This is a genomic window from Nocardioides oleivorans (assembly GCF_004137255.1).
Lineage (GTDB): Bacteria > Actinomycetota > Actinomycetes > Propionibacteriales > Nocardioidaceae > Nocardioides > Nocardioides oleivorans.
Map to the genome: position 1 here is coordinate 775,024 of NZ_SDWT01000001.1, position 24,783 is coordinate 799,806.

Annotated in this window: 25 protein-coding genes; 6 read left to right on the forward strand and 19 right to left on the reverse strand. The window is 71.5% G+C overall.

Annotation, left to right across the window (positions count from 1 at the left end):
* Positions 1-34 precede the first annotated feature (34 nt).
* The 12 genes from nuoK to EUA93_RS03765 form a co-directional block, all read right to left on the reverse strand.
* Positions 35-328 (reverse strand): NADH-quinone oxidoreductase subunit NuoK, encoded by a 294-nt coding sequence (nuoK, locus tag EUA93_RS03710; protein WP_056907095.1) that lies wholly within the window; start codon positions 326-328, stop codon positions 35-37.
* On the reverse strand, positions 325-1,155 hold the full coding sequence (locus EUA93_RS03715) for an NADH-quinone oxidoreductase subunit J (protein WP_129398825.1): 831 nt from the start codon (positions 1,153-1,155) through the stop codon (positions 325-327). Before EUA93_RS03715 ends, nuoK begins: the two co-directional genes overlap by 4 nt.
* The gene (nuoI, locus tag EUA93_RS03720) at positions 1,152-1,718 is read right to left on the reverse strand and encodes an NADH-quinone oxidoreductase subunit NuoI (RefSeq protein WP_129398827.1); all 567 of its coding nucleotides are present in this window, start codon (positions 1,716-1,718) and stop codon (positions 1,152-1,154) included. The genes EUA93_RS03715 and nuoI overlap by 4 nt, the downstream gene beginning before the upstream one ends.
* On the reverse strand, positions 1,711-3,051 hold the full coding sequence (nuoH, locus tag EUA93_RS03725) for an NADH-quinone oxidoreductase subunit NuoH (RefSeq protein WP_129398829.1): 1,341 nt from the start codon (positions 3,049-3,051) through the stop codon (positions 1,711-1,713). Before nuoH ends, nuoI begins: the two co-directional genes overlap by 8 nt.
* A gap of 11 nt (positions 3,052-3,062) precedes the next feature.
* Positions 3,063-5,495: an NADH-quinone oxidoreductase subunit G gene (locus EUA93_RS03730; RefSeq protein ID WP_129398831.1), complete on the reverse strand. Its 2,433-nt coding sequence runs from the start codon at positions 5,493-5,495 to the stop codon at positions 3,063-3,065.
* Positions 5,492-6,817, reverse strand: a complete 1,326-nt coding sequence (gene nuoF, locus EUA93_RS03735) for an NADH-quinone oxidoreductase subunit NuoF (protein ID WP_129398833.1) — start codon at positions 6,815-6,817, stop codon at positions 5,492-5,494. Before nuoF ends, EUA93_RS03730 begins: the two co-directional genes overlap by 4 nt.
* Entirely contained in the window at positions 6,810-7,469 is a 660-nt protein-coding gene (gene nuoE, locus EUA93_RS03740; RefSeq protein ID WP_129398835.1) for an NADH-quinone oxidoreductase subunit NuoE, read from the reverse strand. The genes nuoF and nuoE overlap by 8 nt, the downstream gene beginning before the upstream one ends.
* Positions 7,466-8,806: an NADH-quinone oxidoreductase subunit D gene (locus tag EUA93_RS03745; RefSeq protein ID WP_129398837.1), complete on the reverse strand. Its 1,341-nt coding sequence runs from the start codon at positions 8,804-8,806 to the stop codon at positions 7,466-7,468. The genes nuoE and EUA93_RS03745 overlap by 4 nt, the downstream gene beginning before the upstream one ends.
* On the reverse strand, positions 8,806-9,504 hold the full coding sequence (locus EUA93_RS03750) for an NADH-quinone oxidoreductase subunit C (protein ID WP_129401065.1): 699 nt from the start codon (positions 9,502-9,504) through the stop codon (positions 8,806-8,808). The genes EUA93_RS03745 and EUA93_RS03750 overlap by 1 nt, the downstream gene beginning before the upstream one ends.
* A 185-nt stretch (positions 9,505-9,689) precedes the next feature.
* Complete coding sequence (locus tag EUA93_RS03755; RefSeq protein WP_129398839.1) at positions 9,690-10,244, reverse strand: NuoB/complex I 20 kDa subunit family protein; 555 nt, start codon at positions 10,242-10,244, stop codon at positions 9,690-9,692.
* 1 nt (position 10,245) lies between these two features.
* Positions 10,246-10,605 (reverse strand): NADH-quinone oxidoreductase subunit A, encoded by a 360-nt coding sequence (locus tag EUA93_RS03760; RefSeq protein ID WP_090969060.1) that lies wholly within the window; start codon positions 10,603-10,605, stop codon positions 10,246-10,248.
* A 207-nt stretch (positions 10,606-10,812) separates the two neighbouring features.
* Positions 10,813-11,502 (reverse strand): demethylmenaquinone methyltransferase, encoded by a 690-nt coding sequence (locus EUA93_RS03765; protein ID WP_129398841.1) that lies wholly within the window; start codon positions 11,500-11,502, stop codon positions 10,813-10,815.
* Positions 11,503-11,627: 125 nt separating this feature from the next.
* Here EUA93_RS03765 and EUA93_RS03770 point away from each other — a divergent pair, with 125 nt between their 5' ends.
* A complete protein-coding gene (locus EUA93_RS03770) occupies positions 11,628-12,623 on the forward strand; it encodes a L,D-transpeptidase family protein (protein ID WP_129398843.1) in 996 nt (331 codons plus the stop codon).
* Between the two features lie 27 nt (positions 12,624-12,650).
* Here the strand turns inward: EUA93_RS03770 and EUA93_RS03775 are convergent, their stop codons facing one another.
* From EUA93_RS03775 to EUA93_RS03785, 3 genes are all read right to left on the reverse strand, one after another.
* On the reverse strand, positions 12,651-13,016 hold the full coding sequence (locus tag EUA93_RS03775) for a hypothetical protein (protein ID WP_129398845.1): 366 nt from the start codon (positions 13,014-13,016) through the stop codon (positions 12,651-12,653).
* A 107-nt stretch (positions 13,017-13,123) separates the two neighbouring features.
* Positions 13,124-14,386, reverse strand: coding sequence for an AMP-binding protein (locus tag EUA93_RS03780; protein ID WP_129398847.1), 1,263 nt, complete (start codon positions 14,384-14,386; stop codon positions 13,124-13,126).
* Positions 14,387-14,547: 161 nt separating this feature from the next.
* Complete coding sequence (locus tag EUA93_RS03785; RefSeq protein ID WP_129398849.1) at positions 14,548-15,705, reverse strand: AMP-binding protein; 1,158 nt, start codon at positions 15,703-15,705, stop codon at positions 14,548-14,550.
* A 140-nt stretch (positions 15,706-15,845) separates the two neighbouring features.
* Between EUA93_RS03785 and EUA93_RS03790 the strand changes: the two genes are divergently transcribed.
* Entirely contained in the window at positions 15,846-17,105 is a 1,260-nt protein-coding gene (locus EUA93_RS03790) for an isochorismate synthase (RefSeq protein WP_129398851.1), read from the forward strand.
* On the opposite strand, the gene EUA93_RS03795 is transcribed toward EUA93_RS03790, so the two are convergent.
* Entirely contained in the window at positions 17,102-17,746 is a 645-nt protein-coding gene (locus tag EUA93_RS03795) for an MBL fold metallo-hydrolase (protein WP_129398853.1), read from the reverse strand. The genes EUA93_RS03790 and EUA93_RS03795 overlap by 4 nt on opposite strands.
* A 141-nt stretch (positions 17,747-17,887) precedes the next feature.
* Between EUA93_RS03795 and EUA93_RS03800 the strand changes: the two genes are divergently transcribed.
* Positions 17,888-19,099, forward strand: coding sequence for a glycoside hydrolase family 16 protein (locus tag EUA93_RS03800; protein WP_165355044.1), 1,212 nt, complete (start codon positions 17,888-17,890; stop codon positions 19,097-19,099).
* Positions 19,100-19,145: 46 nt separating this feature from the next.
* On the opposite strand, the gene menD is transcribed toward EUA93_RS03800, so the two are convergent.
* Genes menD through EUA93_RS03815 form a run of 3 tightly spaced genes read right to left on the reverse strand, consistent with a single transcriptional unit; the run spans position 19,146 to position 22,725 of the window.
* Positions 19,146-20,765, reverse strand: a complete 1,620-nt coding sequence (menD, locus tag EUA93_RS03805; protein WP_129398857.1) for a 2-succinyl-5-enolpyruvyl-6-hydroxy-3-cyclohexene-1-carboxylic-acid synthase — start codon at positions 20,763-20,765, stop codon at positions 19,146-19,148.
* Positions 20,762-21,703 carry an o-succinylbenzoate synthase gene (locus tag EUA93_RS03810; RefSeq protein ID WP_129398859.1) on the reverse strand — a complete coding sequence of 314 codons (942 nt, stop codon included), beginning with the start codon at positions 21,701-21,703 and terminating at the stop codon, positions 20,762-20,764. Before EUA93_RS03810 ends, menD begins: the two co-directional genes overlap by 4 nt.
* Positions 21,703-22,725: an AMP-binding protein gene (locus EUA93_RS03815; protein WP_242497226.1), complete on the reverse strand. Its 1,023-nt coding sequence runs from the start codon at positions 22,723-22,725 to the stop codon at positions 21,703-21,705. The genes EUA93_RS03810 and EUA93_RS03815 overlap by 1 nt, the downstream gene beginning before the upstream one ends.
* Before the next feature lie 38 nt (positions 22,726-22,763).
* Between EUA93_RS03815 and EUA93_RS03820 the strand changes: the two genes are divergently transcribed.
* From EUA93_RS03820 to EUA93_RS03830, 3 genes are read left to right on the forward strand one after another with little or no spacing between them, the layout of a single operon-like run.
* Positions 22,764-24,026, forward strand: a complete 1,263-nt coding sequence (locus tag EUA93_RS03820) for an MFS transporter (RefSeq protein ID WP_129398863.1) — start codon at positions 22,764-22,766, stop codon at positions 24,024-24,026.
* A 29-nt stretch (positions 24,027-24,055) separates the two neighbouring features.
* A complete protein-coding gene (locus EUA93_RS03825) occupies positions 24,056-24,343 on the forward strand; it encodes a DUF1330 domain-containing protein (RefSeq protein WP_129398865.1) in 288 nt (95 codons plus the stop codon).
* 3 nt (positions 24,344-24,346) lie between these two features.
* Complete coding sequence (locus EUA93_RS03830; protein WP_129398867.1) at positions 24,347-24,688, forward strand: DUF1801 domain-containing protein; 342 nt, start codon at positions 24,347-24,349, stop codon at positions 24,686-24,688.
* Positions 24,689-24,783 lie beyond the last annotated feature (95 nt).

The following is a 24,783-nucleotide window of genomic DNA, read 5'->3' on the forward strand; positions in this document are numbered from 1 at the left end:
GACCGAGTGGGACAACAGGTTCACGATTGCTCCCTCAGTACTTCAGCAGGCTGGCGTCGTCGACCGAGGCCGAGCGTCGGGTGCGGAAGATGGTCATGATGATCGCGAGCCCGATCACGACCTCGGCTGCGGCCACGACCATCACGAAGAAGGCGGTGATCTGGCCGTCGAGGTTGCCGTGCTGGCGGGCGAAGGCGACGAACGCGAGGTTGCAGGCGTTGAGCATCAGCTCGACGCACATGAACACCACGATGGCGTTGCGCCGGGTGAGCACACCCACGCAGCCGATCGTGAACAGGATCGCCGAGAGCACGACGTACTGGGTCACTTCTCGTCCTCCGTCGTCGTGGCCGGGGCACCGGCCTTGCCGGACGTCTCGGGCATCTGCGTCGGGTCGCTGTGCCCGTCGAGACCGGCCAGCTGGCGGCGTACGTCGTCGATGTCGTCGGCCAGCGCGGGGGCCGAGCGGACGGTGCCGCGCGCGGCGAGCACCCGGGAGACCGACGACTCGGAGGCGGTGCCGTCCGGCAGCAGGGCCGGGGTGTCGACCGCGTTGTGGCGGGCGTAGACACCCGGCGAGGGCAGCGGGCCCGGGTGCTTGCCGTGCTCGCCGAAGTCGCGGATCCGCTGGGCGGCGAGATCGGCCTGCGTCGCCTTCGGCGTGAGCCGCTCGCGGTGGGCGAGCACCATGGCGCCGAGCGCGGCGGTGATCAGCAGCGCACTGGTGGCCTCGAAGGCGAAGACGTACTTGGAGAAGAGGATGTTGGCGATCGCCGGGACGTTGCCGCCGGTGTTGGCCTCGTCGAGGCCGACGACCGTGCCGAGCGTGACCTGGCTGATGCCGATCACGAGCACGCTGCCGAAGACCAGGCCCAGCACGACGGCCATGACGCGCTGCCCGCGGATGGTCTCCACGACCGAGTCGGAGGCGTCGACGCCGATCAGCATCATCACGAAGAGGAACAGCATGAGGATCGCGCCGGTGTAGACGATGATCTGCACCGCGAAGAGGAACGGCGCGTCCATCGCCGCGTAGAGGAACGCCAGGCTGATCATCACGACGGCGAGCAGCAGCGCCGCGTGGACGGCCTTGCGGACGAACAGGATGCCGAGCGCGGCGACCACCATGATCGGGGCGAGGATCCAGAAGGTCATCGTGTCGTCCCCCTGTAGTAGTCGCCCTCGTCGTCACCGAGGCGCATCGGGTGGGGCGGCTGCTCCATGCCGGGCAGGAGCGGCGCCAGCAGGTCGGACTTCTCGTAGATCAGGTCGGCGCGGTTGTTGTCGGCGAGCTCGTACTCGTTCGTCATCGTCAGCGCACGCGTCGGGCACGCCTCGATGCAGAGCCCGCACAGGATGCAGCGCAGGTAGTTGATCTGGTAGACGCGGCCGTAGCGCTCGCCGGGGCTGAAGCGCTGGCTGTTGCCGTCGGCGTCCTCGAGGTCGCTGTTGGAGGCACCCTCGACGTAGATCGCGTCGGCCGGGCAGGCCCAGGCGCACAGCTCGCAGCCGATGCACTTCTCGAGGCCGTCGGGCCAGCGGTTGAGCTGGTGGCGGCCGTGGAAGCGCGGAGCCGTCGGCATCTTCTCGAACGGGTACTGCTCGGTGACGACCTTCTTGAACATCGTCCGGAAGGTGACGCCGAAACCGGCGATCGGGTCCCAGAGGGACTCCTTGATGCCCTTCGACCCCTCGCCGGACGGCTGGGACTCACTCATGGTTCTCCTCCGCTGCAGCGGTGACGGTGGTGCGGCCGGTGGGAGACGTGGCGAACGTCAGCGGCGCGGCGGCACCGCGTACGGCGCCTCCCGCCGGCATCGGCGGGACGGGGAAGCCGCCCGCGAACGCGTCGTGCGGCTCCTCGCCCACCTCGACCTCGTCCTCCTTGTCCTTGCCGTCGCCCAGGAACATCAGGCCGACGGTGAGGACCAGCAGGACGGCGATCGCGGCCACGAGGTAGCTGCGGTTGATGTTGCCCTCGAGCGAGATGACGCGGATGGTCGCGACGGCGACGATCCAGGCCAGCGAGACCGGGATCAGGATCTTCCAGCCGAGCGCCATGAACTGGTCGTAGCGCATGCGGGGCAGCGAGCCGCGCAGCCAGACGAACAGGAAGATGAAGAGGAAGACCTTGCCGAAGAACCACAGCACCGGCCAGTAGCCGCTGTTGGCGCCGTCCCAGAGCTGCTCGACGCCCCAGGGAGCAGCCCAGCCGCCGAGGAACAGCGTGGTGGCGATCGCCGAGACGGTGGCGAGGTTGATGTACTCGGCCAGGAAGAACAGCGCGAACTTCAGGCTGGAGTACTCGGTGTGGAAGCCGCCGACCAGCTCGCCCTCGGCCTCGGGGAGGTCGAAGGGGGCGCGGTTGGTCTCGCCGACCATCGAGATGACGTAGATGACGAACGACGGCAGCAGGATCAGGCCGAACCAGAGGCGGTCCTGCGCGGCGACGATCTCCGAGGTCGACATCGACCCGGCGTAGAGGAAGACCGCGACGAGCGCGAGGCCCATGGCGACCTCGTAGGAGATCATCTGCGCGCTCGAGCGCAGGCCGCCGAGGAGCGAGTAGGTCGACCCGGACGACCAGCCGCCGAGGACGATGCCGTAGATGCCGATCGAGGCGATCGCCATCATGAAGAGCACGGCGACCGGCATGTCGGTGAGCTGGAGCGGGGTCCGGTGCCCGAAGAAGTTCACCTCGGGGCCGAACGGGATGACCGCCCAGGTGACGAACGCCGGCACGGTGGCGACGACCGGCGCGATGAGGAACACGACCTTGTCGGCCGCCTTCGGGACGATGTCCTCCTTCAGCGCCAGCTTCACGCCGTCGGCCAGGGACTGCAGCAGGCCGAAGGGACCGTGCACGTTGGGGCCGACGCGGTGCTGCATGCGGGCCACGACGCGGCGCTCGAACCAGATGTTGAAGAGGGTCAGCAGCACCAGGACCAGGAAGATCAGGACGGCCTTGAGCACGATGACCCACCAGGGGTCCTGGCCGAACTTCGCCAGGTCGGTCTCGGGCAGGTCCGCCGCGAGCGGCAGGACGCTCATGACTGCGAGGCTCACTGCGAGGCTCCCTTCACGGTGACCGGGCTGCCGGGCGAGGCGAGCTCGGCGAGGACGCCGCGACCGACGGACCGGGCCGGGACCCAGACCACGTCGTCGGGCAGGTCGGCGACCACCGCCGGCAGCGTGAGGCTGCCGCGGTCGCCGGTGACGGTGACCAGCTGCTCGCCGTCGGCGGGAGCCACCATGCCGAGCACGGCGTCGTACGACGCCTGGCTGAGGCGGGCGACCGGCGTGCGGGCGGTGGCGCGGAGGTGGACCTCGCCGTCCTGCATCGAGCCGAGGTCGACCAGCTGCTTCCAGGTGGCGAGCGCGAAGGCGGTCTCGCCCTTCCTCGGCGCCTTCGGGGGCCGGGGCGCCTTGCCGGGGTCGACCGAGGGGCGGGCACCGTCCCACGGGCCGAGGGCCTGCATCTCGGCGCGGACCTCGCCGACGGTGCGGAAGCCGAGCGGCGTCCCCATCTCCTCCGCGATGCCGGCCAGCAGCCGCAGGTCGGGCAGCGAGGCAGGGTTGGTGAAGACCGCGTCGAACTCGCGCACGCGCGCGTCCCAGGTCACGAACCAGCCGGTCTTGTCGGTCACCGGCGCCACCGGCAGCACGACGTCGGCGGCACGGGTCACGTCGGTCTCGCGCAGCTCGAGGCTGACCACGAAACCGGCAGCGTCGAGGGCGGCGCGGAAGGCGGCGGGGTCGCCGGTGTCGTCGGGGTCGACGCCGCCGACCACGAGGCCGCCGAGGTCGCCCTTGACCAGCGCCGCGACGATCGCGTTGCCGTCGCGACCGGCCCGGCTGGGGAGCGCGTCGACGCCCCATGCGGCGGCCACGTCGACACGGGCCTCCTTGTCGTCGGCAGGACGGCCACCGGGAAGCAGGTTGGGCAGCGCGCCCGTCTCGACCGCACCGCGGTCACCGGCACGTCGCGGCACCCAGGCCAGCCGGGCGCCGGTGGTGGCCGCGAGCTGGCTGGCCGCGGTGAGGGCGCCGTGGGTCTGCGCGAGCCGCTCGCCGACCAGGATCACGGCGTCCTTGGTGACGCCGTGCTCGGCGTCCTTGAGCGAGGAGATCACCTCGGCCTCGGTGCCGGGCACCGCCGGGACCAGGCGACCGTTCATCTTGCGCAGGCCGCGCGAGGTGAAGGGCGCCACGGACACCACCTGCGTACGACCCTTGCGGGCCGCCTTGCGCAGTCGCAGGAAGATCGTCGCCGCCTCGTCCTCGGGCTCGAGGCCGAGCAGCACCACGACCGGCGCGGTCTCGAGGTCGGCGTAGGTCACGCCGCCCGACAGCGCCACCTGCGCGGCGAGGAAGGAGGCCTCCTCTGCGGTGTGCGGACGGGCGCGGAAGTCGACGTCGTTGGTGCCGAGCGCGACCCGGGCGAACTTGCCGTAGGCGTAGGCGTCCTCGGCGGTCAGGCGGCCGCCGGTCAGGACGGCACCGGCGCCGGCCGCACGGAGGCCACGGGCGGCGACGGCGAAGGCCTCCGGCCACGAGGCCGGGCGGAGCTCGCCGTCTTCACGGACCTGCGGGTAGGTGATCCGGTCGTCGGTCGTCGCGTAGCGGAACGCGAACCGGTCCTTGTCGCTGATCCACTCCTCGTTGACGTCCGCGTCGTTGCCGGCGAGGCGACGCATCACCTTGCCGCGACGGTGGTCGACCCGGATCGCCGCGCCGCAGGCGTCGTGCTCGGCGACGCCGGGGGTGGAGACCAGGTCGAACGGGCGCGAGCGGAAGCGGTAGTCGGCGGAGGTGAGCGCGCCCACCGGGCAGATCTGGATCGCGTTGCCGGAGAAGTAGCTCTCGTAGGGCTCGCGCTCGTAGATCGCGACCTGCTGGAGCGCGCCCCGCTCGGCGAGCGCGATGAACGGGTCGCCGGCGACCTGCTCGGAGAAGCGGGTGCAGCGGGCGCACAGCACGCAGCGCTCGCGGTCGAGGAGGACCTGCGCGGAGATGTTGATCGGCTTGGGGAAGGTGCGCTTGACGCCACCGGACTCGGCGAAGCGGCTCTCGCCGCGGCCGTTGCTCATCGCCTGGTTCTGCAGGGGGCACTCGCCACCCTTGTCGCAGACCGGGCAGTCGAGCGGGTGGTTGATCAGCAGGAACTCCATCACGCCCTGCTGCGCCTTGTCGGCCACCTCGCTGGTCGCCTGGGTGTTGACGACCATGCCCTCGGCGACGGGGAGCGTGCACGACGCCTGCGGCTTGGGGAAGCCGCGGCCGTTGCCGGCGTCAGGGATGTCGACCAGGCACTGGCGGCAGGCACCGACCGGGTCGAGCAGCGGGTGGTCGCAGAACCGCGGGATCTGTACGCCGACCTGCTCGGCCGCGCGGATCACCAGGGTGTCCTTCGGGACGCTCACCTGCACGCCGTCGATGGTCAGCGTGACGAGGTCGGTGTCGACCGTGTCGGGCGCCTTGTCGGTCGTCGTCATGCGTCGGCTCCCACAGGTGCGCTGGTGCTGGAGGGGAAGGCGGTCGAGGCGGCGGGGTCGAACGGGCAGCCGCCGTGGGTCAGGTGCGCGAGGTACTCGTCGCGGAAGTGCTGGATCGAGCTCGAGATCGGGCTCGTGGCACCGTCGCCGAGGGCGCAGAACGAGCGGCCCAGGATGTTGTCGCACTGGTCGAGCAGCAGGTCGAGGTCCGACTCGCTGCCCTGGCCCTTCTCCAGCCTGGCCAGCGTCTGGGTCAGCCACCACGTGCCCTCGCGACACGGCGTGCACTTGCCGCACGACTCGTGCTTGTAGAACTCGGTCCACCGCAGGACGGCGCGGACGACGCAGGTCGTCTCGTCGAAGAGCTGCAGCGCGCGGGTGCCGAGCATCGAGCCCGCCGCGCCGACCGACTCGAAGTCGAGCGGCATGTCGAGGTGCTCGGGCGTGAGGAGCGGGGTGCTCGATCCGCCGGGCGTCCAGAACTTCAGCTCGTGGCCCTCGCGCATGCCCCCGGCCAGGTCGATGAGCTGGCGCAGGGTGATCCCCAGCGGGGCTTCGTACTGGCCCGGGGTCTTCACGTGGCCCGACAGGCTGAAGATGCCGAAGCCCTGCGACTTCTCGGTGCCCATCCCGGCGAACCAGGGCGCGCCGTTGACGATGATGCTCGGCACCGACGCGATGGACTCGACGTTGTTGATGACCGTCGGGCTGGCGTAGAGGCCGGCCACGGCGGGGAACGGCGGGCGCAGGCGGGGCTGCCCGCGACGGCCCTCGAGGCCCTCGAGCAGCGCCGTCTCCTCGCCGCAGATGTAGGCGCCGGCGCCGGCGTGCACGATCAGGTCGAGGTCGAAGCCCGAGCCGTGGATGTCCTTGCCGAGGTGACCGGCGAGGTAGGCCTCCTGGACCGCGCGCTGGAGGCGGCGGACCACGTGCAGCACCTCGCCGCGGACGTAGATGAAGGCGGTGTTGGCGCGGATGGCGTAGGAGCTGACGATCACGCCCTCCACCAGCGTGTGCGGGCTCGCCATCATCAGCGGGATGTCCTTGCAGGTGCCCGGCTCCGACTCGTCGGCGTTGACCACGAGGTACTTCGGCTTCGGGTTGTCCTGGGGGATGAAGCCCCACTTCATGCCGGTGGGGAAGCCGGCACCGCCGCGACCGCGCAGGCCCGACTCCTTGACGGTGTTGATCACGTCGTCGGGCGCCATCGCGAAGGCCTTGTCGAGGGCGGCGTAGCCACCGCGCTCCTCGTACGCCGCCAGCGTCCAGGCGCGCTCGGCGTCCCAGTTGTCCGTGAGGACCGGGGTCAACGTGTCAGCCATTGCTCTCCCCCTTCTCGGCGCCCGAGGTCCAGCCGTTCTCCCGGGCGATCTTCAGGCCGACGACGGAGGCGGGACCCGCGGTGGGCCCCTCGTCGGCGCGGTCGTCGGGGAACCCGGCGAGCACGCGCTCGGCCTCGCGCCACGTGCACAGCCGCGGCCCGCGCGTGGAGTGGACCTCGGCCCCGGAGCGGAGGTCGTCGACGACCTGGACCGCGGACTCCGGCGTCTGGTTGTCCATGAACTCCCAGTTGACCATCATCACCGGGGCGTAGTCGCAGGCCGCGTTGCACTCGATGTGCTCGAGGGTGATCTTGCCGTCCTCGGACGTCTCGTCGTTGCCGACGTCGAGGTGGTCCTTGAGCCGCTCGAAGATCAGGTCGCCGCCCATCACCGCGCAGAGCGTGTTGGTGCACACGCCGACGTGGTAGTCGCCGACCGGCTTGCGCTTGTACATCGTGTAGAAGGTTGCGACGCCGTTGACCTCGGCGGCGCTGATGCCGAGGATCTCGGCGCACGCCTCGATGCCCTCCGGCGTGACCCGGCCCTCCACCGACTGCACGAGGTGCAGCATCGGCAGGAGCCCGGAGCGGGCCTCGGGGTAGCGGGCCGCGACCTCGCGCAGCTCGCCCCAGGTCTTCTCGTCGAGGCTCATCGGTCGACTCCTCCCATCACGGGGTCGATGGAGGCGATGGCGACGATGACGTCGGAGACCATGCCGCCCTCGCTCATCACGCTCGTGGCCTGCAGGTTGGTGAACGACGGGTCGCGGAAGTGCGCGCGGAAGGGACGCGTACCGCCGTCGGAGACGACGTGGGCGCCCAGCTCGCCGCGCGGCGACTCGATCGGCACGTAGGCCTGGCCCGCCGGGACCCGGAAGCCCTCGGTGACCAGCTTGAAGTGGTGGATCAGCGCCTCCATCGACTCGCCCATGATGTGGCGGATGTGGTCGAGGCTGTTGCCCATGCCGTCGCTGCCGATGGCGAGCTGGCTCGGCCAGGCGATCTTCTTGTCGCCCACCATGACCGGGGCACCCTCGAGGCCGGCGAGGCGGTCGGCCGCCTGCTCGACGATCTTCAGCGACTCCCACATCTCGTTGAGCCGGATCCGGAAGCGACCGTAGGAGTCGCAGGTGTCCCAGGTCTGGACCTCGAAGTCGTAGTCCTCGTAGCCGCTGTAGGGCTGCGTCTTGCGCAGGTCCCAGGCGTAGCCGGTCGAGCGGAGCACCGGGCCGGTGAGGCCGAGGGCCATGCACCCGGCCAGGTCGAGGTGCCCGACGTCGACGAGGCGACCCTTGAAGATCGGGTTCGCGTTGCAGAGCGCTGCGTATTCCGGCAGGCGCTTCTTCATCAGCGCGATGAAGTCACGGATCTCGTCGAGCGCGCCGGGCGGCAGGTCCTGGGCGACGCCGCCGGGACGGACGAACGCGTGGTTCATCCGGAGGCCGGTGATCAGCTCGAAGAGGTCGAGGACCAGCTCGCGCTCGCGGAAGCCGATCGTCATGACGGTCAGCGCGCCGATCTCCATGCCGCCGGTGGCGATGCAGACCAGGTGGGAGGAGATGCGGTTGAGCTCCATCAGCAGGACGCGCATCACCTGCGCCTTCTCCGGGATGTCGTCCTCGATGTCGAGCAGCCGCTCGACGCCGAGCACGTAGGCGGTCTCGTTGTAGAACGGGGAGAGGTAGTCCATCCGGGTGCAGAAGGTCGTGCCCTGCACCCAGGAGCGGTACTCCATGTTCTTCTCGATGCCGGTGTGGAGGTAGCCGATGCCGCACCGGGCCTCGGTGACCGTCTCGCCCTCGAGCTCGAGGATCAGCCGGAGCACGCCGTGCGTCGACGGGTGCTGCGGACCCATGTTGACCACGACCCGCTCCTCGGCGGACTCGCCGATGCTCTGGGTGATCGAGTCCCAGTCCTGGCCGGTGACGGTGAAGACCTTGCCCTGGCTGGTGTCGCCGGGCGCTGCGTAGAAGTCCTGTTCGGTGACCATCAGTTGTACGACCTCCGCTGGTCCGGCGGCGGGATCGACCCGCCCTTGTACTCGACGGGGATGCCGCCGAGCGGGTAGTCCTTGCGCTGCGGGTGTCCCGGCCAGTCGTCGGGCATGAGCACCCGGGTCAGGGCCGGGTGGCCGTCGAAGACGATCCCGAACATGTCCCAGGTCTCGCGCTCGTGCCAGTCGAGCGTCGGGTAGATGCTCACCAGGCTCGGGACGTGCGGGTCGCTGTCGGGAGCCGAGACCTCGACGCGGATGCGCCGGTTGTGGGTCATCGACGTGAAGTGGTAGACCGCGTGCAGCTCGCGACCGGTGTCGTCGGGGTAGTGGACCCCGCTGACACCGGAGCAGAACTCGAAGCGCAGTGCGTCGTCGTCGCGGAGCATCTGCGCGACGAACGGCAGGTCCTCGCGGCGCACGTGGAAGGTGATCTCGCCGCGGTGCACCACGACGCTCTCGATCGCGGTGGTCAGCTCGGTCGCCTCGAGCCGCGCCTCCAGCGCACCCGCGACCTCGTCGAACCAACCGGTCCCCCCTGAGTCGGTCGAAGGGCCGTAGGGCTTCGCCGACGGGGCCGGGAAGACCTTCGCGCTGACGAGCCCGCCGTAGCCGGAGGTGTCGCCGGAGCCCTTGACGCCGAACATGCCGTGGCGCTCGCCGACCGAGCGCACCTCGCCGGTCGGGGCGGGCACGTTCTCCGGCGACTGCTCCTCGGCGGGCTGCTCGACCCCGCCTCCGGTGCCGGTCTCGGCCTTGGCCGCCTCGAGGTTCTTCTCCTCGGAGGGGCGTGCGGACTCGTTGGCGTCGGTCTTGTCGTCCGACTCGTCCCTGGCCTCGCCCGCTGCCTTCTCGTCGGGCTTGCCGTCAGGCTTCTCGCTCACCGCAGCAGCCCCTTCATCTCCGAGGTCGGGAGCGCGCGCAGGGCGGCGGTCTCGAGCTCCTCGATCTCGTTCTTGCGGTTCACGCCCAGCTTGGTCTGCTGCACCTGGTCGTGGAGCTTGAGGATCGCGTCGATCAGCATCTCCGGGCGGGGCGGGCAGCCGGGGAGGTACATGTCGACGGGGACGACGTGGTCGACGCCCTGGACGACGGCGTAGTTGTTGAACATGCCGCCGGAGGAGGCGCAGACACCCATCGCGAGCACCCACTTGGGCTCGGGCATCTGGTCGTAGATCTGGCGCAGGACCGGGGCCATCTTCTGGCTCACGCGGCCGGCCACGATCATCAGGTCGGCCTGGCGCGGGCTGGCCCGGAAGACCTCCATGCCGAAGCGCCCGAGGTCGTACTTCGGGCCGCCGCTGGTCATCATCTCGATGGCGCAGCAGGCCAGGCCGAAGGTCGCCGGCCAGAAGGACGCCTTGCGCATGTAGCCGGCGACCCCCTCGACGGTGGTCAGCAGGACGCCGGACGGCAGCTTCTCCTCGAGACCCATGTCAGTCCCAGTCCAATCCTCCGCGGCGCCACACGTAGGCGTAGGCCACGAACACGGTTGCGATGAAGAGGACCATCTCGACGAGGCCGAAGAGGGCCATCTGGTCGAAGTGGACGGCCCACGGGTACAGGAAGATGATCTCGATGTCGAAGACGATGAAGAGCATCGCGGTGATGAAGTACTTGACCGGGAAGCGGCCCCCGCCGACCGGCTGCGGCGTCGGCTCGATGCCGCACTCGTAGGAGTCGAGCTTCGCCCGGTTGTAGCGCTTGGGGCCGATGAACGCGCTCATGATCACGGAGAAGACCGCGAAGCCCGTCGCAATGAGCGCCAGCGCCAGGATCGGCGTGTAGAGGTCCATCGCTTCCCTTCCGGTGCACCAGGTGTTCCTGCGCCGGTCAGCGAGAATGTGACCTTGTGAATGGCTTCACGAGTGGCGCAGACCACACTGTAGACCCGCGATGTCGCGTAGGTCACGCAGGGGGGCGGACCGGTGCATTGCCGCGCTGACCTGCGCATTTAGGCAATGTGGATGTGCCCTAATTCGTGCCGGGCGTCGTCGCGGGCCTCAGGCCGTGGCGCGGTGGAGGGCGACGATCCCGCCGGTCAGGTTGCGCCACTCCGGCGCCTGCCAGCCGGCCTCCACCATCAGGTCGGCGAGCCCGGCCTGGTCGGGCCAGGCGCGGATCGACTCGGCGAGGTAGACGTAGGCGTCGGAGGCGCTGGCGGTCACCGAGGCGATCCTGGGCAGTGCCCTCATGAAGCCGTCGAGGTAGACGGTGCGGAACGCGCCGTTGGTCGGGCGGCTGAACTCGCAGACCACGAGCCGCCCGCCGGGACGGGTCACGCGGCGCATCTCCCGCAGCCCCGCGACCGGGTCCACGAAGTTGCGCAGGCCGTAGGAGATGGTCACGGCGTCGAACGTCTCGTCGAGGAAGGGCAGGCGGGTGCCGTCTCCGGCCACGAAGGGCAGCAACGGCCGGTCCTTCTTCCCCTGCCGCAGCATCCCGACCGAGAAGTCGCAGGGCACGGCGGTCGCGCCGCGCGTGTAGAACGGCTCGCTGGAGCAGCCGGTGCCGGCGGCGAGGTCGAGCACCAGGTCGCCGCGCTGCGGGTCGACCGCGTCGACCATCGAGCGCCGCCAGCTGCGCTGGATGCCGGCCGTCATCAGGTCGTTGGTGAGGTCGTAGCGCTTGGCCACGGTGTCGAACATGCGACGAACGTCGGTCGGTTGCTTGTCGAGCTCTGCGCGGGCCACGCGCTGAGCGTAGGCGTCCGGTGCCCGTCGGACCCAACGTGGGTGCGGCCCGGACGCAACCCGGAGGCGTCGGTGCGCGTCCCTAGACTGAGTCCGTCGATGGCTTTCCCCGGGGGAGGAACCACATGTCACGCCGCCAGCCTGCGCTCGTGCTGCTGCTCGCACTGCTGTGCGCCGCCACGGCGCTCACCGCGCCCACGTCGTCGTACGCCGCCACGGCCGGGGCCTCGGCCCGTGAGTTCGCCCCGATGCGGATCGGCGACACCGGCTGGCGGGTGCGGGTCCTGCAGAGCCGGCTCCACCAGCTCGACCTCCACTCCGAGGTGGTCACGAACCGCTTCGACACCGAGACGCGTGACGGCGTGGCCACCTTCCAGCGGCGTCGCGGGTGGACGGCGGACGGCGTCGTCGACGAGCGCACGTGGACCAAGGTCGTCGCCAGGACGACGGAGCCGACGTCCGACGCGCTCCACAACGTCTACACGCCCGGACGGCCGCTGCTCGAGCGCGGCGACCGGGGCATGTGGGTGCGCCAGGTGCAGGCACGCCTCAAGCAGCTGCAGTGGTACGACGCCGAGGTGACCGGCCGCTTCACCGGCACGACCGTCGCCGCGGTCGAGGGCTTCCAGGCGAAACGGAGGATCCCGGTCACCGGCCAGGTCGACCGGCGCACCCTCACCCGGCTCAAGGACATGACCCGGGAGCCGACGAAGGCCGAGCTCTTCAACATCGTGCCGGCCGGTCCGGCGCTCGACCCGCGCTGCACGACGGGGCGGGCGATGTGCGTCGACAAGACCTCGCGCTCACTGCGCTGGGTGGTCGACGGGGTGGTGCTGAGGACGGTCGAGGTGCGCTTCGGCTCCGACGAGCTTCCGACCCGCGAGGGCGAGTTCGCCGTCTACCGCAAGTCGCGCGACCACGTCTCGAGCCTCTACGGCACCTCGATGCCGTTCGCGATGTTCTTCTCGGGCGGGCAGGCCGTGCACTACTCCCCCGACTTCGCCGCCAACGGCTACAACGGCGCCTCGCACGGTTGCGTCAACGTGCGCGACTACGCGGCCGTGCAGTGGCTGTTCGACCAGGTCAGGATCGGCGACGAGGTGATCGTCTACCGATCCTGACCGGTCACAGCGGCCCGAGGGGTTCGCTCAGATCTCGATCTGGTTGGACAGCGTGGCCAGCTTGTGGCGCGCCATCGCGAGGTTGGCCTTGCTCTTGTCGAGCACCAGGTAGATGAACAGGCCCGGGTGGCTCTTGGGCAGGTTGATCAGGTGGTAGGCCTGGCCCAGCGTGATCAGGATGTCGTCGATGGTGTCGTTGAGGCCGAGGCTCTCCATCGTGCGCATCTTGGCGCGGACGACGTCGGTGTTGCCGGCGGCGGCGACGTCGAGGTTCATCACGGAGGCGTCGCCGGCCTGGCCCAGGGCCATGCCCGACTGGTAGTCCACGAGGAGTGCGGCGACCGCGCCGTCGATCTGCACGGCTTCCTTGAGGATCACGTCAACGTTCGTCATTTCAGTTCCTTCTTCTCGGTGTTCGTCCCGGCCGCTGTGGTCGGGAGGTTCTGGGTGGGAGCGGCGGGACCGGAGCCGGGCCACGAGGCCCGGACGGTGCCGCTCGGTCATTGCTCGGCCTCGCGGGCCTGCTGCATCAGCAGCTTGTCGAGGAACGACTCGCCGCCGAAGAGCGGGAGCGAGGGCAGCACGAAGGCCGACTCCTCGGGTTCGTCGACGATCCGGATCGGCTGCTCGAGCCGGAGCCCGAAGTCGCTGCCCGGCTCACCGCGCGAGCGGCGCGGCAGGTCGGCCACGTCACCGATCACGACCGGTGCGGGCTCGGGCAGGTCGGGAGGAAGCAGGTCGCGTGGCGCGACGCCGACGACCTCGACGTCGCAGGCGCGCAGCAAGTCGCGCACGACCTCGGGCAGGTCAGCGGCGACGACGTGCTCCAGGCCGGCACCGAGCCAGGCGCGCAGCGCCACGGCGTTGGCTGCCCGGGCGCGCGCCGGCCGCAGGCGCCGGGCCCCGGGGACGGTCACGTTGGACACGACATCGGTGAGCGCGGAGGCAGCACCCGGTGCCAGGGCGAGGGCCGCGGGACGGAGGGCGTCGAGCGCCTCGGTGAGCCCGGCCGGCGAGGCCATGTGGGCCAGCGTGCCGCCGGTGGCCAGGTGGGCATCGCGGACGAGGTGGACGAAGGCGTCGACGTGCTCGCCGACGAGGAGGGTCACGCCGTCGCGCGGGAGCAGCGCGTCGTGGTCGACCGGTGCCTCGACCTCGGACGCGACGCGGGACAGCACCGCGCCGGGCGGGAGCAGCCGCGCCACCGTGCCCTCGGGGTCGACGACGCGATCGAGCCGGTGGACGACGTCGGGGTCCATCACCAGGCGCTCGGCGCCAAGCGCGAGGAGCCGGCTCCACGAGTCGTCGCCGAGGTCGAGCATCTCGGCGGACGGGAAGCGCAGGCCGGCCAGGCGGTCGAGCTCGGCCTCGTCCTGCGACACGACGAGGCGCACGTCGACGCCGGACAGCTCGCGGACGAGGTCCTCGGACCTCGCCAGCGGCGAGACGTGGATGACGACGGCGCCGATCGCGCGCAGGGCGATCTCGAGCTCGGGGTGCGGGTGTGCCGAGGGCAGGAGGGACAGCACGACCTGGTCGGTGCGCATGCCGCTGCGGATCAGGCCGGCGGCGGCGCGCTGGGCGGTCGTCTCGACCTGCTTCCACGACCGCGCCTCGACCCCCGCAGCGGTGGCGACGAGGAACGCGATGTCGTCTCCGCGCGTCTCCGCGAGGGCCGACAGCCGCCGCAGCGGCGACGGCGGGAGCACCGCCTCGTCGTGCGTCGGGAGCGCCGAGGCTCGAGCGTGTGCGACGAAAGCCATCGGGACCCCCTCCCTCGACTGGTTGAACGGACAACCACTATTCTCGGGGAACTGCAACCCCTGTCTGGGGGCTTTTACCTACGCGTTCGCCGCCTGTGCATCACTCGTGGAACCAGTTCTCAGGTCGTGAGACGGCCGTCACGGACCGTCGTCGGCGCTCCTCAGGACCCGGCGAGCGAGAAGGCGGCGTCCAGGTCGCTGCGACCGCCGCCGCGTCGCGGGAGGTGTGCGTCGACCACCTGGGCGACCGGCGCGGCCGGCACGGCCACCACGGCGTGCTCGGCGGCCAGCTCCAGCCGGACGGCCGGGTGGTGCGCGATCCGGCCGAGCCGGTGGCCCAGCGTCGTCGCGAGCCCGCTGATCGTCCGGTTCACGCGGGCGTCGAGCGCCAGCACGCGCACCCGACCGCCGAACCACGGCGCGAGGCCCACGACCTCGTCGGCCAGCCTGCGCGTCCTCGAGCCCATCCTCGCCTCAGCGACGCGGGCGCTGGTGGCCTCGAGGACCTCCAGCGGGGTCGCGTGCCACGGGGCGCCGTCGATGGTCGCGTGCTCGAGCAGGTGCTCGAGGTCGCGGGCGGCGGCGTGGTCGAGCAGCACGTGCGTGGGAGACCAGCGCGCGAGCGCGGCCCCGAGCTGGTCGGGGCGCTCGACCCACACGAGGGAGCAGCCACTGGTCAGGTGCGCGTCGCGGACCACGGTCGTGAAGCGGTCGGTCGCCTCGCCGGTCAGCACGGCGACGTCGTCGCCCACGAGGTCCGCCAGCGTGCCGGAGGACTCCGGGCGGAAGAGCCAGGAGGGGCCCTTCTCGCGGGGCAGGCCGAGCACGGCGCCCGAGGACGCTCCGGCGCGAGCGGTGGCGACCCACGCGAGCAGGTCGGGCTGGCGCTTGCGGCGCTCGAGGCCCATCCCGCGCAGCCGTTCCCACGACCGGTCGTCGCACTCGAAGAGCTGGGCCTCCATCAGGCCCGCCTGCTGCAGCAGCGCCAGGCGGCTGTCGTCGTCGACGATCACCAGGCGCACCTCGATCTCGTCGAGCAGGCGACCGACCTCGACGGGGTCCATGTGCTCGGGGAGCAGGAGCGGTACGGCGCCCGCGACGCGCGTGGCCAGCTCGAGCTCGACCTGGCGGATCCCCGTGGGCACGCGGATGACGACGACCTGTCCGGGGTTCACCCCGGCCTCGATCATCCCGGCGGCGCCGTCGATCGTGCGGCGGTAGAGCTCGTTCCAGGTCAGCGAGGCCCACGAGTCCCCGCGCTGCTCGGCGACCGCCACGTCCAGGGCACGACTGCGCGCGTGGCGCTCCAGACGCGCCAACGGCGAAGGCTGAACAGGCACTTGCGGCTCCTTCTGCTCCTGGTGTATCCGCCGAAAGTAGGGCAGGACCTGTGGCGCTGTTCACGGTTTCGCCCATCTGCACCCCGGAGGCGGGGAACCCCGGCGTACGCTCTCCCCTCGTGACGCCCCCCTCGTCCGCCCCGCAGGCGGGTCAAGCCGCCCCGCTCGTCGTGCGCACCATCCCGGTGGACCAGGCGGACCTGCCGCTCCTCGACCTGCTGCCGCAGCAGGACCCGGTCAGCTGGCTGCGTCGTGGCGAGGGCCTCGTCGGCTGGGGCGTCGCCGCACGGCTCGAGACGTCGGGACCGACCCGGTTCAGCGACGCGGTGAAGTGGTGGTCGGAGACCGTGGCCCGCGCCGACGTCGAGGACCACGTGGGCGAGCCGGGCACCGGGCTGGTCTGCTTCGGCGCCTTCGCCTTCGCCGACGAGCCGGGCGACTCCGTGCTGGTCATCCCCCAGGTCGTCGTCGGTCGCCGCGGCGACCGCACCTGGCTGACGACGGTGTCGGTCGACGCGCCCGACCTCGCGCCCACGGACCGGCCCTCGCCGCCCGTCGGCCTGGTCTTCTCCGACGGCGCCCGCAACGGCGAGGAGTGGATGTCGGTCGTGGCCGACGCGGTCGACCGGATCGCTGCCGGCGACCTGGAGAAGGTCGTCCTGGCCCGCGACCTCATCGCCACCACCGACGAGCCGCTCGACGTCCGCTGGCCGCTGCGCCGCCTCGCCGAGAGCTACGAGATGTGCTGGACGTTCCACGTCGACGGCCTCTTCGGCGCGACCCCCGAGATGCTGGTGCGTCGCGAGCGTGGCCTGGTGACCTCGCGCGTGCTGGCCGGGACCATCCGGCGCACGGGCGACGACGAGCGCGACCTCGCCCTCGCCGCCACCCTCGCCCGGTCGTCGAAGGACCTGGAGGAGCACGAGTACGCCGTGCGCTCGGTCGCCGACGCCCTCGAGCCGCACTGCTCGTCGATGAGCGTGCCCGAGGCGCCGTTCGTGCTGCACCTGCCCAACGTGATGCACCTGGCCACCGACGTGAACGGCGTCGTCCACGACCTCGCCACCTCGCTCCAGCTCGCCGAGTCGCTGCACCCGTCGGCGGCCGTGGGCGGCACCCCGACACCGGTCGCGACGCGGCTCATCTCCGAGATCGAGGGCATGGCTCGCGACCGCTACGCCGGTCCGGTCGGCTGGATGGACGGCGACGGCGACGGCGAGTGGGGCATCGCCCTGCGGTCCGCGATGGTCACCGAGGACGGCGTACGCCTCTTCGCCGGCTGCGGCATCGTGGCCAGCTCCGACCCCGAGGCCGAGCTCGCCGAGTCGCAGGCCAAGTTCGTGCCGGTGCGCGACGCGCTGGGCGCCGACACCCCCTAGGCCTGCTGGAGGTCCTGGCCGGTCTCGCGGAGCTCGAACGCCTGGCCCTCGGGCAGCAGGTTGCGGAAGTGGGTGGCGGCCATGGCGACACCGACGTCGCTGTAGACCCGCTCGTGGATGCCCAGGGAGGTCGGGGCGCCGACCTGGCGGGCGAAGTCGATCGCCTCGCTGATCTTGAGCCAGGGGCCGCTCACCGGGGCGAGCAGCACGTCGACCGCCCGCGGCGGCACGGTCAGCGAGTCGCCCGGGTGGTAGACGCTGCTGCCCCCGGACTCGAGGAGGTAGCCGGAGTTGTCGAAGCGGTCGTAGTCGGGGTGGATCACCGCGTGCTTCTCGCCGACCACCTCCACCGAGGTCCCCGCGACCTCGAGCCGGTCGCCCGGGCGTAGGACGGTCACCCGCTCGGCCACGTCGGGTGCCTGCTCGCGCAGCATCCGCTCCACCGCGGCGATCGTCCAGATCGGCGCGTCGGAGCGCCGCAGGTGGTCGGGGTGGACGTGGTCGGCGTGCTCGTGGGTCAGCAGCACCGCATCGGCGCCGTCGATCGCCTCGGCCTCGCTGAAGCTCCCCGGGTCGATGACGACCACGCCGCCCTCGCCCTGGATCCGCACGCAGGCATGGCCGAACTTCGTGATCCGCATGACGCCCAGCCTAGGACTGCGGCGATTTCGCTGATGAATGTGTGACGCATGGGGTCCGCGGTTATGGTGGTCGCGCCTCTGACGGGTGGAGAGTGCCCCGGGGGATCCATGCCAATCGCACCCGAGACGAAGAGAGTTCACATGTCTGCACGCCGCGTGCTAGCAGGCAGCGTCGCCGCGCTGCTCCTGCCCGCGTCCCTGCTCCTGACGACCGAGATCGGCTCGGCCAACGACTCCGACCCGTCGGCGCAGGCCGCAGCGAAGTCGTCGGTCTTCACCAAGAAGGCCGGTCAGAAGATCTCGCTGGAGGTGCTCCCGCAAATCGTCCAGCAGGGCAAGCGCCCCGCCAGCGCGAACGCCGCCAAGGGCTCGGTCATCGCGACTCTCAAGCCCGTGAAGGTCGGCCGCAAGGTCACCCTCGAGGTCCAGCAGGGCTCGAAGTGGAAGAAGGCCGGCACGGCCAAGCAGGAGAAGTCCGGCAAGGCCTACTTCCGCGCCAACGTGTCCAAGGGCGGCCTCCCGCTGACCTACCGCGTCACCGCCAACAAGCTCGGCAACCTCAAGAAGGTCTCGAGCAAGAGCCAGGACACCTCGGCGTGGGTCACCCCGACCTTCACCGACGAGTTCTCCGGAAGCGTCCTGTCCCCCGTCTGGAGCATGCGCGGCCAGGACTACGAGGCGCAGAGCAAGCGCCTGTGCTCCAAGGGCTCGCCCGAGGCCGTCAAGGTCGGCGGCGGCACCCTGCGCCTGAGCGTCATCAAGGACAAGTCGCGCAGCGACAAGTGCACCGCGGTCTCGCGCAAGAAGAAGCAGAAGATCTCCTACCGCCTCAACGGTCACGTCGGCACCGCCGACGCGTTCAGCTTCCGCTACGGCGTGGCTGCCGCGCGCATCAAGATGCAGCAGTCGCGCGGCCAGCACGCCAGCTTCTGGCTCCAGCCGATCGGCGAGAACCAGCCGGGCAGCGACGGCCACGAGATCGACGTCATCGAGTACTTCGGCGACAAGCACCCGCAGGGCGGCCTCACCAGCTTCATCCACTGGTACAAGGGCCAGCGCCTGATCAAGACCGGCTCGTGGATCAAGAACTCCGAGTCGTTCCTGAAGAACAAGAAGGACGGCTGGTCGAAGAACTACCACGTGTTCTCGGTCCAGTGGACGCCCAAGGCGATCAGCATGTACATCGACGGCAAGGAGACCTGGCGCACGTCGGCCCGCGTCTCGAAGGCCCAGCAGTACCTCATCCTCAGCATGCTCGCCTCGGACTACGAGGCGCTGGAGATGAAGGACTCGAAGCTGCCGCAGAGCATGGACGTCGACTGGGTCCGCGTGTGGGAGACCCCGCAGCCCTGATCGACTGACCGCTTCACCACGGCCCGCGCCCTGGTCCTCCCTGATCTCAGGGCAGGACCAGGGCGCGGATCTTTTCGTCCAGCTCGCGTCGGTTGTCGCGGCGCACGCGCACCTCGACCACCTCGATGCCGCCGTTGGGCATCGCCAGCGCCTGCTCCAGCCCGGGCAGCCCGTCGACGCGCAGGTGCGGCACGCGCATCGCGGCGCACAGGCTCGCGACGTCGACGCCGTGCGGGGTGCCGAAGAGCGTGTCGAAGCGGTCGGCGTACGCCGGCGCCCCCTGCTCGAGCGTGGCGAAGATCGAGCCACCGTCGTCGTTGACCACGACGATCGTCAGGTCCGGCCGCTCCTCGCGCGGGCCGATGACGAGCCCGGTGCTGTCGTGCAGGAAGGTCACGTCGCCCATCAGCGCGATCGAGCGCGTCGACTGTGGCCGGCCCAGCGCGGCGCCGATCGCGCTGCTGATCGTGCCGTCGATGCCGGCCAGGCCGCGGTTGGCCGCCACGAAGCGCCGGGCACCGACCTCGTAGCGGGCGGCCATCAGGTCGAGGTCGCGCACCGGGTTGGAGGCGCCGAGGAAGAGCAGCCCGCCGGGCGGCAACGCCCTGCTCACCGCACCGGCCACCTCGTGCGGGGTCAGGTCGGGCTCGGCCGCGAGCAGCGCGTCGAGGGCGCGGCCCGTCGTGCGGTCGGCCTCCCGCCACTCCTCGAGCCACGCGGGGTCGTCGGTGCCGTCGAGCAGGAGGTGGTCGGCCTCGTGCGCGACGGGGAACGGCCGCTCGGACCACGTGCCCCGGTGGGTGGCCGAGACCACCTCGACGTCGGGGCGACCGAGGAGCCGGGCGACCGGCCGCGAGAGCGTCGGGTGCCCGAGGACGACGGCGCGCTCGACGCGGGCGCCGAGCTCGCCGGACAGGAGGAGCCGGTAGGTGCGGATCGCGTGGTCGCCCGTGCGCGACCCGCTGGAGGGCTCGGCGAGCAGCGGCCAGCCTGCGCGCTCGGCGAGGTTGCGGGCGAACGGTCCGGCGTCGTCACCGGCCACGACGACCGTGCGGGGACCCATCGCGAGCACGTGCTGGGTCTGCGTCGGGCCGAGGTCGAGGTCGACCCACTCGGGGGCCTCCCCTCCGTCCCACCCGTCGTCGTCGGGGAGCAGGGGGTCGTCGAGCTGGACGTTGAGGTGGAGCGGACTGCGGTGGCGGTGGCGGCGCACGAACGCGAGCAGCTCGTCGAGGTCGGGCCCGCCTTCGCCCGACGTGACGTCGAGCGTCGGCGCGAAGCTCGCGAAGAGGTCGACCTGGTCGGTGGTCTGGTTGGCGTCGGTGCCGCGCAGCCGGGCCGGACGGTCGGCCGTCACGACCACGAGCGGCACTCCGGCGTGGGCGGCCTCCATCACGGCCGGGAGCAGGTTGGCCGCGGCGGTGCCGGAGGTGCAGACGACGGCGGCCGCCTCACGGCGGATCTTCGCGAGGCCGAGCGCGAGGAAGGCGGCGGTCCGCTCGTCGATCCGGGTGTGCAGGCGCAGCCCACCGGCCAGCGAGGCGTCGTAGAGCGCGAAGGACAGCGGGGCGTTGCGCGAGCCGGGCGCGACCACGACCTCGCGCACGCCGGCACCGCGGAGCGCCGTCACCACGGCGCGGGCGAGCTCGGTCGAGGGGTTGGTCACGAGGCCCGATCCTGCCCTACCGAGGCGAGCCTCCGGGTCCAGTGGGCGACCCGGTCGGCGGGCGCCGCGAGCCGGGCCAGCGCGGCCTCGTCGACCTCGGGCCGGGCGACGGGCAGCAGCCCGTCCACGGGCAGCAGCGGGTCGACGGCGACGTCGTCGGTGAGCAGCTGGACCGTCGCCAGCCCGCATGCGTGGTGCAGCTCGGGCAGCGCTGCGGCCAGCGCGACGCCGGCGGCGATGCCGACGCTCGACTCGACGGCGCTCGACACCACCACGGGGAGCCCGATGTCCTCGGCGATCCGCAGGCACGCACGGACCCCGCCCAGGGGCTGGACCTTCAGCACGGCGATGTCCGCCGCCTCGAGGTCGCGCACCCGGTAGGGGTCCTCGGCCCGCCGGATCGACTCGTCCGCGGCGATCGGCACCTGCACCCGGCGACGTACGACGGCGAGGTCCTCGACGCTCGCGACCGGCTGCTCGACGTACTCGAGTCCACCGGCGGCGCGGTCGAGCGCGGCGATGGCGCGCACCGCCTCGTCGACGTCCCACCCACCGTTGGCGTCCACCCGGACCAGCCCACCGGGCCCGAGCGCGTCGCGGACCGCCTCGAGGCGCGCGAGGTCGTCGGCGAGCACCTGTCCGCTCTCGGCGACCTTGACCTTGGCGGTGCGGCAGCCGCCGGCGGTGACGATGGCGTGGGCGCGCTCGGGGTCGGTGGCGGGCACGGTCACGTTGACGGGTACGACGTCGCGCACCGGTGCCGGCCAGCCCACGTCCGCGGCCTCCCGGGCGCAGGCCAGCCACGGGCGGGAGACGGCGTCGTCGTACTCCAGGAAGGGCGACCACTCGCCCCAGCCGGCCTCACCGCGGACGAGCAGGCCCTCGCGGACGGTGATGCCGCGGAACCTCGTGCGGAGCGGGATGGAGAAGACGTGCATCACAGGCTGCTCCTCAACGCCTGCCGGTCGACCTTGCCGTTGGCGAGCAGCGGCAGCGCGTCGACCCGGCGGACCTCGCGCGGCGCCCACGAGCGCGGGTGGACCTCACCGACCCAGTCCCGCAGCTCGGCGTCCGGGACGGCCCCGCCGACGACGACGGCGACCAGCCGCTGGCCCCACTCGTCGTCGGGCACGCCCAGCACCTCGGCCTGCTCGACCGACGGGTGCTCGCGCAGCCGCCGGGCGACGGCGGGCAGCGGGACCTTCACCCCTCCGCTGATCACGACGTCGTCGATGCGGCCGAGCACCCGCAGCCGCCCGTCCTCGTCGAGCCGGCCCGCGTCGGAGGTGAGGAACCACCCGTCGACCAGCGTCTCGGCGGTCAGCCCGGGGTCGTCGAGGTAGTGGCTGAACAGGGTCGGCCCGGCGAGCCGGACCCGCCCGTCCGCGGCGATCGTGACGCCGACGCCGTCGAGCGGCAGGCCGTCGTAGACGCAGCCGCCGGCGGTCTCCGACGAGCCGTAGGTCGTGACCACGTGGATGCCGGCCTCCTCCGCGCGGTGGCGGAGCGCGGGGTCGATGCCGCCGCCGCCGACGAGCACGGTGTGGCAGCGCGCGAGCGCCGCGACCTGCGTGGGGTCGTCGAGGACGCGGTGCAGCTGGGTCGGCACGAGCGAGGTGAAGACCGGGGCGTCGTCGGGGCTCGCGCCGACCGCCGCGACGAGGTCGAGACCCTCCACGACGACGGGCTCGTGACCGGCGACGAGGGAGCGCACCACCACCTGCACCCCGGCGACGTACGACGACGGGAGCGCGAGCAGCCAGCGGCCCGAGGCCCCGAGCCGGCGGGCCGACGCGGTGACGCTGGCCAGCACGGCCGAGCGCGGGAGGACGACCCCCTTGGGGCGGCCGGTGGAGCCGGACGTCTCGATGAGCAGCGGCTCCGGGTCGTCGGCCGCGAGCCACTGCGCCAGCTGCCGGACCGCGACCGCGGGGTCGTCGGACGGTCGCAGGAAACTCACGCGACTCACGCTAGTCCCCTCTGGGAGCATGACCGGCGATGGGTGAGACGCAGGCCGGCGAGAAGCCGCAGACGTGGTGGCAACGGCAGCTGCCACCGTCGCCCCTCGCCCGGTCGCTGTCGGTCCAGTCGATCCTCTTCGCCATCGGCGAGGGCACCTTCCTCACCGGGTCCGCGGTCTTCTTCACGCAGATCGTCGGGCTCTCCGCGGCCCAGGTCGGGGTCGGCCTCACGGTCGCCGGGGTCGCGTCCTTCTTCTTCGCCGTGCCTGCCGGCAAGCTGGCCGACAAGGTCGGCACGAAGCGCATCTGGGCGATCGGTGCGGCGCTCACCGCGCTGCTCTACCTCGTGTGGCCGCTGATCACCGGCTTCGCTGCGTTCCTCGTGATGATGGTGCTGCTCGAGGTGGTCAGCCAGGCTGGCTGGAGCGGGCGCGGCGCCTACACGATCGACGTGTTCACCCGCGAGGAGCGCGTGCAGTCGCAGGCCTTCATGCGGGCCGCGCTCAACATCGGCTTCACCCTCGGCGCCCTCATCGGCGGCCTCGCGCTGGCGACCAACAGCGACGCCGTCGTGCGTGCGGTGCCGATCCTGACCGGCGTCATCCTGCTGGGCAACGCCTTCTGGATCACCCGGCTGCCCGACCCGCCCGCGAAGGAACCGGTCGCCGCCGAGGAGGCCGTGATCAAGCCGGCCGCGCTGAAGAACCGCGCGTTCGTCGCGCTCATGACCGGCGACGGGGTGCTCGGCACCAACCAGGTGCTGCTCAACATCGTGATCCCGCTCTGGCTCGTCGAGGAGACCGACGCCCCGCGGGTGCTGCTCGCCTGGCTGTTCGGCACCAACACGGTGATGGCCGTCCTGCTCCAGGTCGCCGCTGCGCGCGGGATCGACTCGGTAGCTCGGTCGCTGCGGGCGTCGTACATCTCCGCGGGGTTCTTCGTCCTCTCCTGCGGCATCGTGCTCGTCACCCACGACACGATCGGCTGGGCGACGATCGCGCTGGTCTGGCTCGGCCACGTCACGGTGACGGGCGCCGAGCTGTTCCAGTCGGCCGGCCACTGGGGCTACATGTCGGAGCTGACCGACGTCGACCAGCGCGCGGAGTACCAGGGCGCGGCGCACATCGGCGGCACCCTCGGCTCGGTCTGGGCGCCCGCCCTCTTCACGTTCCTGGCGATGGAGCACGGCTCGCTCGGCTGGCTCACGATCGCCGCGATCGTCGTCGTCGCGACCCTGACGATGGGGCCGTCCGCGCGTGCCGCGGAGCGCTATCTCGCGCGTCACGGGTCCGCGTCCTGACCGGCGCCCCACGTCGTAGTCTCGACGGCATGAGCGCGTACTGGATCACCACCTACAAGGCCGTGCACGACCCCGACAAGGTGGCGGCCTACGCCGCGATCGCGGGCCCGGCCCTCACCGCCGCCGGCGGCACCTTCCTGGTCCGCGGGATGCCCGAGGCGACCTTCGAGAAGGGTGAGACCACCCGCACCGTGGTCATCGAGTTCCCCTCGGTCGAGGCCGCCGTGGCCGCGCACGACAGCGAGGCCTACCAGGAGGCGCTCCGCGCCCTCGACGGTGGCGCCGACCGCGACATGCGCGTCGTCCCCGGAGCCTGACCCGTGGCCGGCGACTGGCGCACCGACGTCGTCGACCACCTCCGCGGCTTGATCGGCCAGGGCGCGCCGGGGGTCGAGGAGGAGGCCAAGTGGCGCAAGGCCTCCAACCCTGACGGCGTCCCCACGTTCGCCCTCGACGGGCTCATCTGCACCGTCGAGACCTACAAGGACAAGGTGAAGGTCACCTTCGCCCGCGGCGCCTCCCTCGACGACCCCGCCGGCGTCTTCAACGCCAGCCTCGACGCCGGCACGCGCCGGGCCGTCGACGTCTTCGAGGGTGACGACCTCGACGAGGACGCCTTCGTGTCACTCGTCCGGGCCGCGGTCGAGCTGAACCGGGCGTGACGGTGCAGCCTGACGACGTCCGCGCGTCGAAGAGGCTGTCCTACGTCTGGCTCACCGACGCGGTCGCGCCCGAGCACGTCTCCGTGCACGCTCCG

Coding starts and splice junctions, on each gene's coding strand:
- EUA93_RS03715 (WP_129398825.1), bottom strand. CDS start 1,155: ATGACCTTCTGGATCCTCGCCCCGATCATGGTGGTCGCCGCGCTCGGC.
- nuoI (WP_129398827.1), bottom strand. CDS start 1,718: ATGAGTGAGTCCCAGCCGTCCGGCGAGGGGTCGAAGGGCATCAAGGAG.
- nuoH (WP_129398829.1), bottom strand. CDS start 3,051: ATGAGCGTCCTGCCGCTCGCGGCGGACCTGCCCGAGACCGACCTGGCG.
- EUA93_RS03730 (WP_129398831.1), bottom strand. CDS start 5,495: ATGACGACGACCGACAAGGCGCCCGACACGGTCGACACCGACCTCGTC.
- nuoF (WP_129398833.1), bottom strand. CDS start 6,817: ATGGCTGACACGTTGACCCCGGTCCTCACGGACAACTGGGACGCCGAG.
- nuoE (WP_129398835.1), bottom strand. CDS start 7,469: ATGAGCCTCGACGAGAAGACCTGGGGCGAGCTGCGCGAGGTCGCGGCC.
- EUA93_RS03745 (WP_129398837.1), bottom strand. CDS start 8,806: ATGGTCACCGAACAGGACTTCTACGCAGCGCCCGGCGACACCAGCCAG.
- EUA93_RS03755 (WP_129398839.1), bottom strand. CDS start 10,244: ATGGGTCTCGAGGAGAAGCTGCCGTCCGGCGTCCTGCTGACCACCGTC.
- EUA93_RS03760 (WP_090969060.1), bottom strand. CDS start 10,605: ATGGACCTCTACACGCCGATCCTGGCGCTGGCGCTCATTGCGACGGGC.
- EUA93_RS03770 (WP_129398843.1), top strand. CDS start 11,628: ATGTCACGCCGCCAGCCTGCGCTCGTGCTGCTGCTCGCACTGCTGTGC.
- EUA93_RS03775 (WP_129398845.1), bottom strand. CDS start 13,016: ATGACGAACGTTGACGTGATCCTCAAGGAAGCCGTGCAGATCGACGGC.
- EUA93_RS03780 (WP_129398847.1), bottom strand. CDS start 14,386: ATGGCTTTCGTCGCACACGCTCGAGCCTCGGCGCTCCCGACGCACGAC.
- EUA93_RS03795 (WP_129398853.1), bottom strand. CDS start 17,746: ATGCGGATCACGAAGTTCGGCCATGCCTGCGTGCGGATCCAGGGCGAG.
- EUA93_RS03800 (WP_165355044.1), top strand. CDS start 17,888: ATGTCTGCACGCCGCGTGCTAGCAGGCAGCGTCGCCGCGCTGCTCCTG.
- EUA93_RS03810 (WP_129398859.1), bottom strand. CDS start 21,703: ATGCACGTCTTCTCCATCCCGCTCCGCACGAGGTTCCGCGGCATCACC.
- EUA93_RS03820 (WP_129398863.1), top strand. CDS start 22,764: ATGGGTGAGACGCAGGCCGGCGAGAAGCCGCAGACGTGGTGGCAACGG.
- EUA93_RS03825 (WP_129398865.1), top strand. CDS start 24,056: ATGAGCGCGTACTGGATCACCACCTACAAGGCCGTGCACGACCCCGAC.